The organism is Streptomyces sp. NPDC087428 (assembly GCF_044744085.1).
Classification (GTDB): Bacteria; Actinomycetota; Actinomycetes; order Streptomycetales; family Streptomycetaceae; genus Streptomyces.
Window position 1 is genome coordinate 450,695 of record NZ_JBIUXR010000002.1, and the last position, 16,006, is coordinate 466,700.

13 protein-coding genes are annotated in these 16,006 nt (G+C 71.9%); 10 read left to right on the forward strand and 3 right to left on the reverse strand.

Going from position 1 to position 16,006, the window contains the following annotated elements; genetic code table 11:
- Positions 1–82 precede the first annotated feature (82 nt).
- Positions 83–862: an adenosylcobinamide-GDP ribazoletransferase gene (locus tag ACIO3R_RS05765; protein ID WP_385033697.1), complete on the forward strand. Its 780-nt coding sequence runs from the start codon at positions 83–85 to the stop codon at positions 860–862.
- 23 nt (positions 863–885) lie between these two features.
- Here the strand turns inward: ACIO3R_RS05765 and ACIO3R_RS05770 are convergent, their stop codons facing one another.
- Positions 886–1,731 (reverse strand): endo alpha-1,4 polygalactosaminidase, encoded by an 846-nt coding sequence (locus ACIO3R_RS05770; RefSeq protein WP_385033700.1) that lies wholly within the window; start codon positions 1,729–1,731, stop codon positions 886–888.
- Between the two features lie 248 nt (positions 1,732–1,979).
- On the opposite strand from ACIO3R_RS05770, the gene ACIO3R_RS05775 reads away from it, so the two are divergent.
- The 7 genes from ACIO3R_RS05775 to ACIO3R_RS05805 all read left to right on the forward strand — a co-directional run bounded on the left by ACIO3R_RS05775 (position 1,980) and on the right by ACIO3R_RS05805 (position 12,629).
- Positions 1,980–3,530, forward strand: coding sequence for a leucyl aminopeptidase (locus ACIO3R_RS05775; protein ID WP_385033703.1), 1,551 nt, complete (start codon positions 1,980–1,982; stop codon positions 3,528–3,530).
- Between the two features lie 326 nt (positions 3,531–3,856).
- Entirely contained in the window at positions 3,857–5,245 is a 1,389-nt protein-coding gene (gene lpdA / locus ACIO3R_RS05780; RefSeq protein WP_385033706.1) for a dihydrolipoyl dehydrogenase, read from the forward strand.
- Positions 5,246–5,306: 61 nt separating this feature from the next.
- Positions 5,307–7,094, forward strand: a complete 1,788-nt coding sequence (gene sucB / locus ACIO3R_RS05785) for a 2-oxoglutarate dehydrogenase, E2 component, dihydrolipoamide succinyltransferase (RefSeq protein WP_402103631.1) — start codon at positions 5,307–5,309, stop codon at positions 7,092–7,094.
- A 149-nt stretch (positions 7,095–7,243) separates the two neighbouring features.
- Positions 7,244–7,867 (forward strand): GntR family transcriptional regulator, encoded by a 624-nt coding sequence (locus ACIO3R_RS05790; RefSeq protein WP_362953436.1) that lies wholly within the window; start codon positions 7,244–7,246, stop codon positions 7,865–7,867.
- Between the two features lie 266 nt (positions 7,868–8,133).
- Positions 8,134–10,803, forward strand: a complete 2,670-nt coding sequence (gene aceE / locus ACIO3R_RS05795; RefSeq protein ID WP_402103634.1) for a pyruvate dehydrogenase (acetyl-transferring), homodimeric type — start codon at positions 8,134–8,136, stop codon at positions 10,801–10,803.
- 242 nt (positions 10,804–11,045) lie between these two features.
- Positions 11,046–12,026 carry a helix-turn-helix transcriptional regulator gene (locus ACIO3R_RS05800; RefSeq protein ID WP_402103639.1) on the forward strand — a complete coding sequence of 327 codons (981 nt, stop codon included), beginning with the start codon at positions 11,046–11,048 and terminating at the stop codon, positions 12,024–12,026.
- An 81-nt stretch (positions 12,027–12,107) separates the two neighbouring features.
- Positions 12,108–12,629, forward strand: coding sequence for a DUF4240 domain-containing protein (locus ACIO3R_RS05805; RefSeq protein WP_402103644.1), 522 nt, complete (start codon positions 12,108–12,110; stop codon positions 12,627–12,629).
- A gap of 28 nt (positions 12,630–12,657) precedes the next feature.
- Here the strand turns inward: ACIO3R_RS05805 and ACIO3R_RS05810 are convergent, their stop codons facing one another.
- Entirely contained in the window at positions 12,658–13,428 is a 771-nt protein-coding gene (locus ACIO3R_RS05810; RefSeq protein WP_402103646.1) for an SDR family NAD(P)-dependent oxidoreductase, read from the reverse strand.
- A gap of 140 nt (positions 13,429–13,568) precedes the next feature.
- On the opposite strand from ACIO3R_RS05810, the gene ACIO3R_RS05815 reads away from it, so the two are divergent.
- Positions 13,569–14,198: a TetR/AcrR family transcriptional regulator gene (locus ACIO3R_RS05815; RefSeq protein WP_402103649.1), complete on the forward strand. Its 630-nt coding sequence runs from the start codon at positions 13,569–13,571 to the stop codon at positions 14,196–14,198.
- A gap of 79 nt (positions 14,199–14,277) precedes the next feature.
- Here the strand turns inward: ACIO3R_RS05815 and ACIO3R_RS05820 are convergent, their stop codons facing one another.
- Positions 14,278–14,805: a GNAT family N-acetyltransferase gene (locus ACIO3R_RS05820; protein WP_385354522.1), complete on the reverse strand. Its 528-nt coding sequence runs from the start codon at positions 14,803–14,805 to the stop codon at positions 14,278–14,280.
- Between the two features lie 54 nt (positions 14,806–14,859).
- Here ACIO3R_RS05820 and ACIO3R_RS05825 point away from each other — a divergent pair, with 54 nt between their 5' ends.
- Positions 14,860–15,759, forward strand: a complete 900-nt coding sequence (locus tag ACIO3R_RS05825; RefSeq protein WP_385033728.1) for a TIGR01777 family oxidoreductase — start codon at positions 14,860–14,862, stop codon at positions 15,757–15,759.
- The last annotated feature ends 247 nt before the right edge of the window (positions 15,760–16,006 follow it).

The window sequence follows — 16,006 nt, forward strand, 5'->3', positions numbered from 1 at the left end:
CACCCCCGATAAACCGCTTTCGCCCCACTCCATGGCGTTTTGGACAATCTATCGGCCGCGGCCACCGATTAGCCTGCGCGCCGTGACCTCCCTGAACAGCCACGGCATACGTTTCGCCTTCGGCACCCTCACCGTGATCCCCGTCCGCGTCACCCGCTGGGACCGTGAGGCGGCGCGGGCCGGAATGCTGTGCGCCCCGCTGGCCGGTCTGGTCGTGGGGGTGCTCGCGGCGCTGCCCGGCAGCCTGTTGCTGCTGTTCGGCTCGGGGCCGCTGCTCGCCGCGGTCGCCTCCGCCGCGGTGCCGGCGGTCCTCACCAGGGGGCTGCATCTCGACGGTCTCGCGGACACCGCCGACGGCCTGGGCAGCGGCAAGCCGGCCGAGGACGCGCTGCGGATCATGAAGCAGTCCGACATTGGGCCATTCGGTGTCATCACCCTGCTGTTCGTGCTGCTGGCCCAGGTGGCGGTCCTTCAGCAGCTGTACGCGCAGGGCTGGACGCGGGGTGCGGTGGCGGCCGTCGCGGCCGGGGCCGTCGCCCGGCTCGCCCTCACCCTGGCCTCCCGCGGCGGGGTCCCGGCGGCCCGTCCGGAGGGGCTGGGCGCCGCGGTGGCCGGCGCCGTCCCGGTCCGCGGCGCGGTGGCCGTCGCGCTCCTGACGGTGGCGGCCTGCGCGGGTGCGGGAGCGCTGTTCGGCGGGTACGGGGCGCTGCGGTACGGCCTCGCCGCCCTGGGCGCTCTCGCGGTGGCCCAGTTGCTCCTGCGGCACTGCGTGCGGCGCTTCGGCGGGGTGACCGGTGATGTGTTCGGGGCGCTGGCGGAGACGGCGGCGACCGTGACGCTGGTGGGGCTGGCGCTCGGCTGAACGGCGGCCGGGGAGCCAGCCGGTCAGGCTGACGCCGCCGGGCACTTCTCGCGCCAGACGCCGAGCTCGTACTTCTTGAGCAGCGAGCTGAGCCCCAGCCGCCGGGACTCCCCGCAGAACCGCGCCACGGGCAGCTCGTACTCGACGTGGAAGACCGCCTTGCCCGCCTTCACGAACGGGGTGAGCTCCTCGCACTCCTCGTACTGGGCGCACTGCTCGTTCACCGCGAAGTCGAAGTCCCCCACCAGCTGCGGGATCTGCGGGAGGTCGTTCTTCAGGCCGACGGCGAGGCCGTGGCGGTGGGCGACCCGGGCGATGAGCCGGTTGTAGCGCAGTTGGTGGGCGGCGGTCAGCGGGAAGCCGGTCCGGTTGCGGTAGCCGTCCATGTTGTCGGGCTCCACCGCGTCGAAGCCCTTCTTCGCGCACATCGCGATCCGGGTCTCCATCAGCGGCTCCAGGACCTCGGTGCGGCGGATGTCGAGCCAGCGCTCCCCCGCCCAGCCGTTGCTCCTGCCGAGGACCGCGGCGGGGAAGTCGTCCGCGTCGGGGCGGAACTCCTCCCAGGCGCCGGTGGAGAGGTAGCAGATGACCTTGCGCCCCTTGCGGTGCAGCGCGGCGACCTGGGCCGCGTCGCGGTCGAAGCCGTCGATGTCGTACACCGGGGCGTCCACGGCCGTGTCCAGCCGGCCGGAGAGCTGCCACTGCCAGTCGGTGCCCGGTGCGGGCTGCCAGCGCACCCGGGCGGGCCGGGCGGCCCCGTCGGATTCCGGCGCCGAGGTGCAGCCCGCCAGCACGGCCAGCAGAATCAGTACGGTGACGGGCAGCACGGCCGGCCTCCCGGTCACACGTGTGGCCATCCGCTCGCGCATCGTTCTCCCTGTTCACCGGTGTACCGCCAACGTCGTTGCGGTCGCGGCCCGTTCCCCCGGGAAGATCATCCCGGTACGACAACCGTACGACTGCCGGAGTGCGCAGTCGGCCCGCCGCCGTGATCCGGCAGCAAGGGCGCGCGTAGGCTCATTCCCGGCACATTGCGGCGGCGTCTACGATGCGCCGGGCACGGTCGGCCCACCCCTCGACCGAAAAAAGAACTCTACGGAAGCGAGATTTCACCACCGTGACTGCTCTCACTCTCAGCACCTCCGGTGCGGCGACGCTGCGCGCCGACGCACTCGTCGTAGGCGTCGCCAAGGGCACTGGATCCAAGTCCGGAAACCTGGTCCTCGCACCGGGCGCCGAGGCCGTGGACAAGGCGTTCGGCGGAAAGCTCGCCGGCATCCTGGAGACCCTGGGCGCCTCCGGTGCCGAGGGCGAACTGACCAAGCTCCCCGCGCCCGACGGCCTGAAGGCCCCGGTCGTCATCGCGGCCGGACTCGGCCCCGTCCCGGCGAAGGACGGCGCGTACGACGCCGAGGCGCTGCGCCGGGCCGCGGGCTCCGCCGCCCGCTCGCTCACCGGCTCGAAGAAGGCCGGCTTCGCCCTGCCCGTCGGCTCCGTCGAGGACGCCGAGGCCATCGCCGAGGGCGCGCTGCTGGGCGCGTACGCCTTCACCGCCTACCAGCGCGGCGAGAACAAGCTGGCGCCCAAGGGCGCCCAGTCCGGCGCCAAGCTGCCGCTCGCCGAGGTGGCCCTGCTCGGCGCCAAGCCCCGCGACAAGGCGTTCAAGGCCGCCGCGGAGCGCGCCGTCGCGCTGGTCGAGGAGATCAACCGCGCCCGCGACCTGATCAACACCCCGCCGAACGACCTGTACCCCGAGTCCTTCGCCGCCGTGGCCGCGGCCGCCGGCAAGGAGCACGGCATCAAGGTGCAGGTGCTCGACGAGAAGGCGCTCGTCAAGGGCGGCTACGGCGGCCTGGTCGGCGTCGGCCAGGGCGCGACCCACGGCCCGCGCCTGGTGAAGCTCGCCTACACGCACCCCAAGGCGGAGAAGACCCTGGCCCTTGTGGGCAAGGGCATCACCTACGACTCGGGCGGCATCTCGCTGAAGCCGGCCGGCCACAACGAGACGATGAAGTGCGACATGAGCGGCGCCGCCGCCGTGTTCGCGACCGTCGTCACGGCCGCCCGTCTGGGTCTGCGCGTCAACGTCACCGGCTGGCTGGCGCTCGCGGAGAACATGCCGTCGGGCAACGCCACCCGCCCCGGTGACGTGCTGAACATGTACAGCGGCAAGACCGTCGAGGTCCTCAACACGGACGCCGAGGGCCGTCTCGTCCTCGCCGACGCGCTGACCCGCGCCTCCGAGGAGAAGCCGGACGCGATCGTCGACGTGGCGACCCTGACCGGCGCGATGGTGCTGGCCCTGGGCAACCGCACCTTCGGCATCATGGCGAACGACGACGCCTTCCGCACCTCGATCCACGAGATCGCCGAGGAGGTCGGTGAGGCCTCCTGGCCGATGCCGCTCCCGGCCGACCTGCGCAAGGGCATGGACTCCCCGACCGCCGACATCGCCAACATGGGCGAGCGGATGGGCGGCGGCCTGGTGGCCGGTCTGTTCCTGAAGGAGTTCGTGGGCGAGGGCATCGCCTGGGCGCACCTGGACATCGCGGGCCCGGCCTTCCACGAGGGCGCCCCGTACGGCTACACGCCGAAGGGCGGCACCGGATCCGCGGTCCGCACCCTGGTGAAGCTGGCGGAGCGCACCGCGGCCGGAGACCTCGGCTGAGCTCGCAGCTGACGGTCGGCCCCGGGCATACGTCCGGGGCCGTCCGTGTTCCACCCACGGCACCGCCGCCGGGGCCGGGCGGGTTTCGCTCTCGACGAAATCAGCCCGTCCCTACGCGGCGGTAACCCGCTGGGACGGACGACCATCCGTCTCAGACCCGGGCCCCGCGTCCCGCCCACCGTCAACAAGTGCGAAGATGGGTTCTCGGCAGGACAGGGCCCCCACCACAGGGCCGAATGACAAAAGCGGCCGCACACCAGCCGACCGGCCGGTCACACCCCGATGACGGGGCCCGGCGTACGGCGCACATGCATGGAGGACGTGACGTGGCGAACGACGCCAGCACCGTTTTCGACCTAGTGATCCTCGGCGGTGGCAGCGGCGGTTATGCCGCGGCCCTGCGCGGAGCGCAGCTGGGCCTGGACGTCGCTCTGATCGAGAAGGGCAAGGTCGGCGGCACCTGCCTGCACAACGGCTGCATCCCGACGAAGGCCCTGCTGCACGCCGGTGAGATCGCGGACCAGGCGCGCGAGGCCGACCAGTTCGGTGTCAAGGCCACCTTCGAGGGCATCGACATGGAGGCCGTCCACAAGTACAAGGACGACGTGATCTCGGGCCTGTACAAGGGTCTGCAGGGTCTCATCGCCTCCCGCAAGGTGCACTACATCGAGGGTGAGGGACGTCTCTCCTCCCCCACCTCGGTGGATGTGAACGGCCAGCGCGTCCAGGGCCGCCACGTGCTCCTGGCGACCGGCTCCGTGCCGAAGTCGCTGCCGGGCCTGGAGATCGACGGCAACCGCGTCATCTCCTCGGACCACGCGCTGAAGCTGGACCGGGTTCCGAAGTCCGCGATCGTGCTGGGCGGCGGCGTCATCGGCGTCGAGTTCGCCTCGGCGTGGAAGTCCTTCGGCACCGACGTCACCATCGTCGAGGGCCTGAAGCACCTGGTCCCGGTCGAGGACGAGAACAGCTCGAAGCTTCTTGAGCGCGCGTTCCGCAAGCGCGGCATCAAGTTCAACCTCGGTACGTTCTTCCAGGGTGTCGAGTACACCCAGGACGGCGTCCGGGTGACCCTCGCCGACGGCAAGACCTTCGAGGCCGAGCTGCTGCTCGTCGCCATCGGCCGCGGCCCCGTCTCGCAGGGCCTCGGTTACGAGGAGGCCGGTGTCGCGATGGACCGCGGCTACGTCCTCGTCGACGAGTACATGCGGACGAACGTGGAGACGGTCTCGGCGGTGGGCGACCTGGTCCCGACGCTCCAGCTCGCGCACGTCGGCTTCGCCGAGGGCATCCTCGTGGCGGAGCGGCTGGCCGGTCTGAAGACCGTTCCGATCGACTACGACGGTGTCCCGAAGGTGACGTACTGCCACCCCGAGGTCGCCTCCGTCGGTATCACCGAGGCCAAGGCCAAGGAGCTCTACGGGGCGGACAAGGTCGTCGCCCTCAAGTACAACCTCGCGGGCAACGGCAAGAGCAAGATCCTCAAGACCGCGGGCGAGATCAAGCTCGTCCAGGTCAAGGACGGTGCCGTGGTCGGCGTCCACATGGTCGGTGACCGTATGGGCGAGCAGGTCGGCGAAGCCCAGCTGATCTACAACTGGGAGGCGCTGCCGGCCGAGGTCGCGCAGCTCATCCACGCCCACCCCACGCAGAACGAGGCGATGGGCGAAGCCCACCTGGCCCTGGCCGGCAAGCCTCTGCACTCCCACGACTGATCAGTCGACCGGGCGCGACGACCGACCTACTTCCGCACATTCGTAAGGAGCAACTGAAACCATGTCGGTTTCCGTAACCCTTCCGGCGCTCGGCGAGAGCGTCACCGAGGGCACTGTCACCCGTTGGCTGAAGGCCGAGGGCGAGCGCGTCGAGGCCGACGAGCCGCTGCTCGAGGTATCGACCGACAAGGTCGACACCGAGATCCCGGCCCCCGCCTCCGGCATCCTGGCCTCCATCAAGGTCGCCGAGGACGAGACCGTCGAGGTCGGCGCCGAGCTGGCCGTCATCGACGACGGCACCGGTGCGCCGGCTGCCGCAGCGGCTCCGGCCGCCGAGCCCGAGGCCGCACCGGCCCCGGCACCGGCGCCTGCCGCCGAGGCACCCGCCCCCGTCGAGGCTCCGGCCCCCGCGGCCGAGGCTCCGGCCGGTGGCGCCGCCGGGACCGACGTCACCCTTCCGGCGCTCGGCGAGAGCGTCACCGAGGGCACCGTCACCCGCTGGCTGAAGGAGGTCGGCGAGGAGGTCACGGAGGACGAGCCCCTCCTGGAGGTCTCCACGGACAAGGTCGACACCGAGATCCCGGCCCCGGTTTCCGGTGTGCTGCTGGAGATCGTCGTCGCCGAGGACGAGACCGCCGAGGTCGGCGCCAAGCTCGCCGTCATCGGTGCCCCCGGTGCCGCTCCGGCCGCCGCTCCGGCTCCGGCCGCCGCTGCCCCGGCGCCCGCCGCCCCGGCTCCTGCCGCTCCCGCTCCGGCTGCTCCGGCTCCGGCTGCTCCCGCAGCACCGGCCGCCGCTCCTGCTGCTCCCGCAGCACCGGCCGCCGCTCCGGCCCCGGCCGCTCCGGCGCCCGCCGCCGCTGCTCCGGCTCCGGCTCCGGTCACCCCGGTGGCCCCGGCCGCTCCGGCCGCGACCTCCGGTGACGACGGCGCGTACGTCACGCCGCTGGTCCGCAAGCTCGCCGCCGAGAACGGCGTCGACCTGGGCGCGGTCAAGGGCACCGGCGTCGGTGGCCGTATCCGCAAGCAGGACGTCGTCGCCGCCGCGGAGGCCGCCAAGGCCGCCGTTGCCGCTCCGGCACCCGCCGCCGCTCCGGCCGCCTCCAAGGCGCCGAAGCTGGAGGCCTCCCCGCTGCGCGGTCAGACGGTCAAGATGACCCGCATGCGCAAGGTCATCGGCGAGAACATGATGAAGGCGCTGCACTCGCAGGCTCAGCTGACCACGGTCGTCGAGGTCGACGTCACCAGGCTGATGAAGCTGCGCAACAAGGCGAAGGACGCCTTCGCGGCCCGTGAGGGCGTCAAGCTCTCCCCGATGCCGTTCTACGTCAAGGCCGCCGCCCAGGCGCTGAAGGCCCACCCGGTCGTCAACGCCCGGATCAACGAGGACGAAGGCACGATCACGTACTTCGACTCGGAGAACATCGGCATCGCCGTGGACGCCGAGAAGGGCCTGATGACCCCGGTCATCAAGGGCGCGGGCGACCTCAACATCGCCGGTATCTCGAAGAAGACCGCCGAGCTGGCCGGCAAGGCCCGGGGTGGCGGTCTGACGCCGGACGACATGTCCGGTGCCACCTTCACCATCAGCAACACCGGCTCGCGCGGTGCGCTGTTCGACACCGTCATCGTGCCGCCGAACCAGGCAGCCATCCTGGGCATCGGCGCCACCGTCAAGCGTCCGGCCGTCATCGAGACCGCCGAGGGCACCGTCATCGGCGTCCGCGACATGACGTACCTCGCGCTCTCCTACGACCACCGTCTGGTGGACGGCGCCGACGCCGCCCGCTACCTGACCACGGTCAAGGCGATCCTGGAGGCCGGTGAGTTCGAGGTCGAGCTCGGCCTCTGAGCACCGCGGTTGTAACCAGCCTCACCAGCGGCGCCCCCGTCCGGAACACTCCCGGGCGGGGGCGCCGCCGTATTGTCTAGACACCACCGGTCGCCCCCGGCAGCGGGGGTGGGTGCAGGCAGCACCGGTTTGCCCCGAAGGAGCCCCACATGACCCCGCCCGTCGTCCACTCGCTGCGCGAGCAGATCCGCGAGCACATCGTGGACGGGATCGTCAGCGGGCGCTGGAAGCCGGGCGAGCGGATCGTGGAGCGGCGCATCGCCACCGAACTGGAGGTCAGCCAGACGCCCGTGCGCGAGGCGCTGCGGGAACTGGAGACGCTCCGGCTGATCGAGTCGGCGCCCAACAAGGGCGTCCGGGTCCGCAATCTCACCGCGGCCGATCTCGAGGAGAGCTATCCGGTCCGGGCCGGTCTGGAGCAGATCGCCGCCGAGCTGGCGGCCCCCGGACTCGGCGAGGACTGCTCACTGCTCGCGCCCCATGTGACGGCGCTGTACGAGGCGGACCGGCGGGCCGACGGCGAGGCCCAGGTGCGCCACACGGTCGGTTTCCACCGCGAGCTGGTCCGGGCGGCGGGGAACGCCGTGCTGCTGCACACCTGGGAGGGGCTGGGCATCGAGGTGTTCACGGCGCTCTCGATCCGCTGGCTCGGCACGGTGCAGAAGTCCTACGCCGAGGAGCACGAGGCGCTCATCGAGGCGTTCCTTCGCCAGGACCCGGACATCGGTGTGCTGGTCAAGGCACATGTGCTCGGCTGCGCACCGCGCGCCTGAGTCCCGTACCGGCCGGCGCACACTTGCCGTCATCCGCGCTCGAATGTGCAGACGAGCGCCCCTTTTATCTGATATATCCCGTCACTGCGTGCCCCGTTCTGCGGCACCCCATGCCACTTTTCTTCATATCGAGAAGTTTTGCCTTTCATCCTTTGATCGATCATCGATCGGCGACTTAGAGTTCACCAGCGGGCCCACCGGCCCCATCGCCCTGTCCTGCCAGTCAGGGACTTCTCCACCCCCCTCCTCACCGGAAGGCGGCGAACATGACCGACCCCGTAGGAAAGCTTCCGAGCGAGCTCGACCAGCTCCCGGACCGCGACCCCGAGGAGACCGCCGAATGGGCGGCCTCCCTGGATGCCGTCACCAAGGCCGCAGGCCCGCACCGCGCCGCATACCTGATGCGCCGCTCGCTCCAGCATGCCGAGGGCGCCGGTCTCGCGCTGCCCAAACTGCTGGAGACCGATTACGTCAACTCCATCCCGACCGCCGCCGAGCCCGCGTTCGACGGCGACCTGGCGATGGAGTCCCGGATCACCGCCTGGAACCGCTGGAACGCGGCCGCGATGGTCACCCGGGGCTCCCGGCTCGGCGTCGGCGGCCACATCGCCACCTTCGCCTCGGCGGCCTGGCTGTACGAGACCGGCTTCAACCACTTCTTCCGCGGCAAGGAGGGGGACGGCTCCGGCGACCAGCTCTACATCCAGGGCCACGCCTCCCCCGGTATCTACGCCCGCGCCTTCCTCGACGGCCGGCTCAGCGAGCAGCAGCTCGACAATTTCCGCCAGGAGGCGGGCGGCGAGGGTCTGCCGTCCTACCCGCACCCGCGGCGGCTGCCCTGGCTGTGGGAGTTCCCCACCGTGTCGATGGGCCTCGGCCCGCTCTCGGCGATCTACCAGGCGCGCTTCAACCGCTACCTGACCAACCGCAGCATCAAGGACACGTCGAACTCGCACGTCTGGGCCTTCCTGGGCGACGGCGAGATGGACGAGCCCGAGTCGACCGCCGCCCTCGCCCTCGCGGCCCGTGAGCAGCTCGACAACCTGACCTTCGTCATCAACTGCAACCTGCAGCGCCTCGACGGCCCGGTCCGCGCCAACTTCCGGGTGGTCCAGGAGCTGGAGGGCGCGTTCCGCGGTGCCGGCTGGAACGTCATCAAGACGCTCTGGGGCAACGCCTGGGACGAGCTGTTCCAGCTCGACACCACGGGTGCGCTGGTGCGCCGGCTCCGGGAGGTCCCGGACGCGCAGTTCCAGACGTACGCCACCCGCGACGTCGCCTACATCCGCGAGCACTTCTTCGGCGCCGAGCCCGCGCTCTCCGAGCTGGCGAAGCTGCTCACCGACACGAAGATCGCCGAGTGTTTCCACACCTCGCGCGGTGGCCACGAGGCCCGCAAGGTGTACGCGGCGTACAAGGCCGCGGTCGAGCACAAGGGTGCGCCGACCGTGATCCTCGCGCAGACGGTGAAGGGCTACACGCTCGGCCCCGGCTTCGAGTCGCGCAACGCCAACCACCAGATGAAGAAGCTCGACGGCAAGCAGTTCCGCGCCATGCGCGATCTGCTGGAGCTGCCGATCCCGGACTCCAGGCTGGACGAGGGCCTGGTGCCCTACGGCCACCCGGGCGCCGACTCCCCCGAGGTCCGCTACCTCCAGGAGCGCCGCGCCGCCCTCGGCGGCCCCGCCCCGGCCCGCCGGGTGCACGCGGTGGCGCTGCCGCAGCCCGAGGAGCGCGCGTTCTCCGCGCTGAAGAAGGGCTCCGGCAAGCAGGAACTGGCCACCACGATGGCGTTCGTCCGCCTGGCCAAGGACCTGATGCGGGACAAGGAGACCGGCAAGCGCTGGGTTCCGATCGTCCCCGACGAGGCCCGCACCTTCGGTATGGAGGCGCTGTTCCCGTCGGCCGGCATCTACTCGCCGCTGGGCCAGACGTACGACCCGGTCGACCGCGACCAGCTGATGTACTACAAGGAAGCCAAGGACGGCCAGGTCCTCAACGAGGGCATCACCGAGGCCGGCGCGATGGCCGACTTCATCGCCGCGTCCACGTCGTACGCGACGCACGGCGAGCCGATGATCCCGTTCTACATCTTCTACTCGATGTTCGGCTGGCAGCGTACGGGCGACCAGTTCTGGCAGCTGGGCGACCAGCTCGGCCGCGGCTTCGTGGTCGGCGCCACGGCGGGCCGGACGACCCTGACGGGCGAGGGCCTCCAGCACGCGGACGGCCACTCGCACCTGATCGCGTCCACGAACCCGGCGTCGCTCAACTACGACCCGGCGTTCGCGTACGAGATCGCGGTGATCGTCCAGGACGGTCTGCGCCGGATGTACGGCCCCGACGCCGAGAACGTCTTCTACTACCTGACGGTCTACAACGAGCCGAAGCCGCAGCCCGCGATGCCGGAAGGCGTCGAGGAGGGCATCGTCAAGGGCCTCTACCGCTTCAAGGAGGGCACGCCCGCGAAGGCGGACGCGCCGCGCCTTCAGCTGATGGCGTCCGGTACGGCGATCCACTGGGCCCTGGAGGCCCAGGAGCTGCTGGCCGCGGACTGGGGTGTCACGGCCGACGTCTGGTCCGCCACCTCGTGGGGCGAGCTGCGCCGCGAGGCGCTGGAGTGCGACGAGGCGCTGCTCCGCGGTGAGCAGCGGGTGCCGTACGTGACCCAGGCGCTGGAAGGCGCACCGGGTCCGGTCCTCGCGGTGAGCGACTGGATGCGCGCGGTGCCGGACCAGATCAGCCAGTGGGTGGAGCAGGACTGGTCCTCGCTCGGTACGGACGGCTTCGGCCTCTCCGACACCCGCGAGGCGGCCCGCCGCCACTTCGGTGTCGACGCGCAGTCGGTCACCGTAGCGGCGCTGGCCCAGCTCGCCCGTCGCGGCGAGGTGACCGCGTCGGCGGTCAAGGAGGCCCGGGAGCGGTACGGGCTCTGACAGCGAGATCAGGCCCGTCCGGCGGAGGCTCTGTCCTCAATCGCCGGACGGGCCTGATTCTTCCGCCGGGCGCGCATCGAGCCCGTCCGGCGTTTGCGGCCATCTTTCGAGCCCGGCCGGCGATTGCGGCCGTCTTTCAAGCCCGGCCGGCGTTTGAGGCCGGACCCGGCCCGGCCGGCGTCTGCGGCCCACCGCCCCGGGCCGCAGGAACGCGCACCCCGTACCGCGGCCACAATGGCCGCATGCGTGCTGCCCGGCTCATCAGAATGGTGCTGCTCCTGCAGTCCCGCCCCGCCATGACCGCCGCCGAGCTCGCCCAGGAGCTGGAGGTGTCGGAGCGGACCGTCACCCGGGACGCCCAGGCGCTCTCCGAGGCGGGGGTCCCGGTCTACGCGGAGCGGGGGCGTGCGGGCGGGTACCGGCTCATCGGCGGGTACCGCACCCGGCTCACCGGTCTCGCCCGTGACGAGGCCGAGGCGCTCTTCCTCTCCGGCCTGCCCTCCGCGCTGCGCGACATGGGCCTGGAGGACGCCGCGTCCGCCGCCCGGCTCAAGGTGTCGGCGGCCCTCCTCCCCGCCCTGCGGGACGCCTCCACCGGGGTCAGCAGGCGCTTCCACCTGGACGCGCCCGGCTGGTACCGGGAGCCGGTCACCCCCGCACTGCTGCCCGCCGTCGCCGAGGCGGTCCGGGACGACCGGACAGTGCTGGCGCGCTACCGGCGAGCCGGTCAGGACACCGAGGCGGAGCGGGAGCTGTCGCCGTACGGGCTCGTGCTCAAGGCCGGGGTCTGGTACCTCTGCGCCCGCGCGGCGGACGACTTCCGGGTGTACCGGATCGACCGGTTCACCGCCGTAGCCGTGTCGGACACCCGCTTCGTCCGCGACGAGGGCTTCGATCTGCCGGGGTTCTGGGCTGAGCACGCGGCGCGGTTCGCCCGGTCGCTCCTGCGTACCGAGGTGACGCTGCGCCTCTCGGAGGCGGCCGCCGCCCGGCTGCCGCACACCGTGGACCGCGTCGCCGCCCTGGAGGCCCTGGACGCGGCAGGACCGCCCGGGGCCGACGGACGGGTGACGGTCACTCTGCCGGTCGAGTCCCTGGACGTCGCCTACGGCCAGTTGCTCTCGCTGGGACCGGAGTTGGAGGTCCTGGAGCCGGCCGCGCTGCGGACGCGCTTCGCCGACGCCGCCGAACGGCTGCACTCGCTCTACCGGCACAGCCGGTAACGGCCGCGAGTGAGGTCGTAAGGCTTCATTTCGGTGTCTCCGCGTGCGTCGCCCGCCGCCAGGGCCGATGCTGGACCCGTGATGGACGAGACGGAATTCTGGGAGCTCATCGACAGCACCCGCGAGGCCGCCGACGGCGATCCCGAGGACCACGCCGACCTGCTGGTCGAACGGCTGGTGCAGCTCGATCCCGAATCCGTGCTGGACTTCGCCCGGCACTTCGAGGCCCGTTACAACCGCGCCTACCGCTGGGACCTGTGGGGCGCGGCCGCCCTCCTGCTCGGCGGGGCGAACGACGACGCCTTCGACTACTTCCGCTACTGGCTGATCGGCCAGGGCCGGGAGGTCTTCGAGGGCGCCGTGCACGATCCGGACAACCTCGCCGAGCTCCTCGACGAGTTCGACGAGGAGCTGGACGGGGACGCCGAAGAGCTGGGCTACGCCGCCGACGAGGCGTACGAGCAGCTCACCGGCGTGGTCGCGCCGGACCTCGGGCTGCCGCCCCGGCCCGCGGACCCGGAGGGCACCCCGTTCAGCCTCGATGACGACGCGGCCCTGGCGGAGCGCTTCCCGCTGCTCCAGGAGCGGTTCGGCGGCGTCTGAGCCGTACCGCTCCCGTCCGCGGTCCCGGTCAGTAGTGGGTGCCGCCGTCGATGCGGATCTCCGTACCGGTGATGAACGCCCCGTCCTGCGAACCGAGCATCGCGACGACGCCCGCCACGGTGTCCGGGCTGGCGAAGCCCTCGCCCAGCGCGGGGGCCAGCTTCGCGAAGAGCGACATGTCGGCGTCGGCCGGGAGCCCCGGGCCGTTGCCGCTGGTCATGTCGGAGGAGATCGAGCCGGGCGCGACGGCGGTGAAGCGCAGCCCCTGCTTGCCGTACTCGGCGGCCAGCGCGTGGGTCATCGACTGGATGCCGCCCTTGCTCGCCGCGTAGGCCGACATATAGGGGTGCGCGAAGCTCGCCGACGTCGAGGAGAAGTTCACGACGGCCGGCCGGTCGCCCGCCAGCAGTGCCGGTATCGCCTCACGGATCATCAGGAACGTGCCGGTGAGGTTGACCGCGATGACCTTGTTGAAGAACTCCAGCGACGTCTTGTGCGTGTGCTCGGAGCGCAGGATGCCCGCCGCGTTGACCAGCACGTCCAGTCCGCCGAGGGTGGCCACGGCGGCGGCGACACCGGACCGGACGGCCGCCTCGTCCGAGATGTCGAGGACGGTGGTGGTGAGCCGGCCGGCGGTGCCGTGGGCCTGCGCGGTGCCGTACGTGGTCCGCAGGCCCGGCTCGCTGACATCGGCGGCGACCACGAGGCCGCCCTCGGCGAGGACGCGGTGGACGGTGGCCTGTCCGATGCCGGAGCCCGCGCCGGTGATGAGTACGCGTCGGCCTTCGTAGCGGTTCATATGAGGTCTCCCGATCTCGAATCCCCCGATGACAATCTCATTTCCTGTCCACCGTACGCCGTAGTGGCACGTTTTGCCATGACGGCATTGCGTGCATCGGATCGGTGCGGATCGGGCCCGGCCGGGGTAATCTGCGGGGAATGAGCCCCTCGCAGCCCTCACTCACCGAACGCCGCAAGGCCGCGACCCAGCTGGACATCGCCCGTGCGGCCGCCGCGCTCTTCGCCGAGCGCGGGCCCGACGGCACCACGGCGGAGGACATCGCCCACCGGGCGGGCGTCGCGCTGCGCACCTTCTACCGCTACTTCCGCTCGAAGCAGGACGCGGTGGGGCCGCTGCTCACCGGCGGCGCCGAGCGCTGGCAGGCACTGCTCGCGGCGGCCGAGCCGGGCACCCCGCTCGCCGGGGTCCTGGAAGGGGCGGTCACGGAGGCGCTCACTCCGGCCGACGAGCAGGCCACGGAGCAGCTCGGCCAGACGCGCGGGCTGCTGCGGGCGGCGCAGGACGATCCGGCGCTGCGGGCGGTCTGGTACCGGGTCAACCAGGATTCGGAGGAGCGGCTGCTGCCGGTGCTGACCCGGCTGGCGGGCGACGGGGCGGACCCCTTGGAGATCCGGCTCGCCGCCGCGGCCGCCACGGACGCGGTACGGGTCGCGCTGGAGACCTGGGCGGGGACGGACGCCCCGACGTCCGGACCCGGCTCCCCCGCCGACCTCGCGGTGCGCTGCCTGCACGAACTCACGGGCGGAATGGGGCTGTTCAGGCCCTGAGCGGAGAGCCACCGCTCAGCGTCCCCGCTCGGGCCTCGACTCAGCGCCTCCGCTCAGGGCCACCGCTCAGGGTCTCCGCTCAAGGAGCGAGTGAGCGCCCCATCAGTACGTCGTCGACATAGCGCCCGCCGAGGAAGAACTCGCCGGGCAGCACTCCCTCGACGGTGAACCCCTCCGACTCGTACAGCGCACGCGCGGGCGTGTTGTGCCCGAGGACCCGCAGGGTCATCCGGTTGGCGCCCTGGTTCCGCGCCACCGCCGTCGCCGCCCGCAGCAGCGCCCTGGCGATCCCCCGGCCGCGCGCCCAGTCGGCCACGGCCAGGCCCTGTATCTGGCGTACGTGCGTATTGCAGGCCAACGGGGTCGGCGGGACCAGCCTGGTGTACCCGGCCAGCCGCACCTCGCCCGCCGCGTCCCGCACCTCTGCCACCAGGAAGTCCGGCGGCCGGTGGTTGTCGTCGAAGAACGGCGCGTACGGCGGCTGCGGCCTCGGCGACACGGCATGCAGCGTCGACCAGGTCGATCGGTCGAGCTCACCGAGAGCGGCTTCGTCGGCGAGGACCGAGGGACGGACGGAGTGGGCCTGGTGGGCATGGGTCTCGGACATGCGCGCAACTGTGCCACGCCCGCTTCCGACCGCTCCGTACGGCAGGATGGCACCATGCTGCGCTCCCGAATTGCCGTCACCGGATCGACCGGACTCATCGGAGCGGCCCTGGTGCGCTCCCTGCGGGCCGACGGGCACGAGGTGGTCCGCCTCGTCCGCCGTCCGGCCCGGTCGGGCGACGAGGTGGAGTGGGACCCGAAGCGGAGTCGCGTCGACGTGGCCGGACTCGTGGGCTGCGACGCCGTCGTCCACCTCGCCGGGGCCGGGGTGGCCGACCACCGCTGGACCGAGGCGTACAAGCGCGAGATCCGGGACAGCCGGGTGCTGGGCACCGCCGCCGTCGCGGAGGCCGTCGCCTCGCTCGACACCCCGCCGAAGGTGCTGCTGGCCGGGTCCGCGATCGGCTTCTACGGCGACACCGGGGACCGGGCGGTCGACGAGAGCGCGCCGCCAGGCGACGGGTTCCTGCCGTCGGTGTGCGTCGAGTGGGAAGAGGCCACCGCCGCCGCGGAGGAGGCCGGAGTACGGACCGTGCACGCCCGTACCGGGCTGGTCGTCGCCCGGGAGGGCGGAGCCTGGGGCCGGCTGTTCCCCCTCTTCCGGGCGGGGCTCGGCGGGCGGCTGGGCAACGGGCGGCAGTACTGGAGCTTCATCGCGCTGCACGACCACATCGCGGCCCTGCGGCACATCCTCGACACCCCGGAGCTGTCCGGGGCGGTGAACCTGACCGGCCCCGACCCCGTCACCAACGGCGAGGTGACGGCGGCGATGGGCCGGGTGCTGCACCGGCCGACCCTCTTCACCGCGCCCGCACCGGCCCTGCGGATCGCCCTGGGCGACTTCGCCGAAGACGTGCTGGGCAGTCAGCGGGTGCTGCCGGGGCGGCTGCTGGACGCGGGATTCTCGTTCGCCTTCCCCGGGATCGACGCCGCCATCCGCGCGGCACTGCGCTGATCCGGCCCGCCCCGAACCACGGGGCGGTCCCGCCGCCACCCCGGAAAACCGCGAACTCTGAATCCCGGAGGCTCCCGGGAGCCCCCGGGAGCCCCTTGAAGCCCCTCGTGACGCCAGGAACCCCACCCGCCGGAGGACGCGGACGGATGTGCGACCCCGTGCCCCGGTGCCCCGGTGCGCGCGACCGCGCCGATATCCGGCCGCCCTCCTAGCCTCAAGGCGAACTCGCGCATTCCGGTGGCCTGTT

Excerpts from the sequence above, each read along its gene's own strand:
- ACIO3R_RS05770 (WP_385033700.1), bottom strand. The coding sequence starts at position 1,731 with ATGCGCGAGCGGATGGCCACACGTGTGACCGGGAGGCCGGCCGTGCTG.
- sucB (WP_402103631.1), top strand. The coding sequence starts at position 5,307 with ATGTCGGTTTCCGTAACCCTTCCGGCGCTCGGCGAGAGCGTCACCGAG.
- ACIO3R_RS05790 (WP_362953436.1), top strand. The coding sequence starts at position 7,244 with ATGACCCCGCCCGTCGTCCACTCGCTGCGCGAGCAGATCCGCGAGCAC.
- aceE (WP_402103634.1), top strand. The coding sequence starts at position 8,134 with ATGACCGACCCCGTAGGAAAGCTTCCGAGCGAGCTCGACCAGCTCCCG.
- ACIO3R_RS05800 (WP_402103639.1), top strand. The coding sequence starts at position 11,046 with ATGCGTGCTGCCCGGCTCATCAGAATGGTGCTGCTCCTGCAGTCCCGC.
- ACIO3R_RS05805 (WP_402103644.1), top strand. The coding sequence starts at position 12,108 with ATGGACGAGACGGAATTCTGGGAGCTCATCGACAGCACCCGCGAGGCC.
- ACIO3R_RS05810 (WP_402103646.1), bottom strand. The coding sequence starts at position 13,428 with ATGAACCGCTACGAAGGCCGACGCGTACTCATCACCGGCGCGGGCTCC.
- ACIO3R_RS05815 (WP_402103649.1), top strand. The coding sequence starts at position 13,569 with ATGAGCCCCTCGCAGCCCTCACTCACCGAACGCCGCAAGGCCGCGACC.
- ACIO3R_RS05820 (WP_385354522.1), bottom strand. The coding sequence starts at position 14,805 with ATGTCCGAGACCCATGCCCACCAGGCCCACTCCGTCCGTCCCTCGGTC.
- ACIO3R_RS05825 (WP_385033728.1), top strand. The coding sequence starts at position 14,860 with ATGCTGCGCTCCCGAATTGCCGTCACCGGATCGACCGGACTCATCGGA.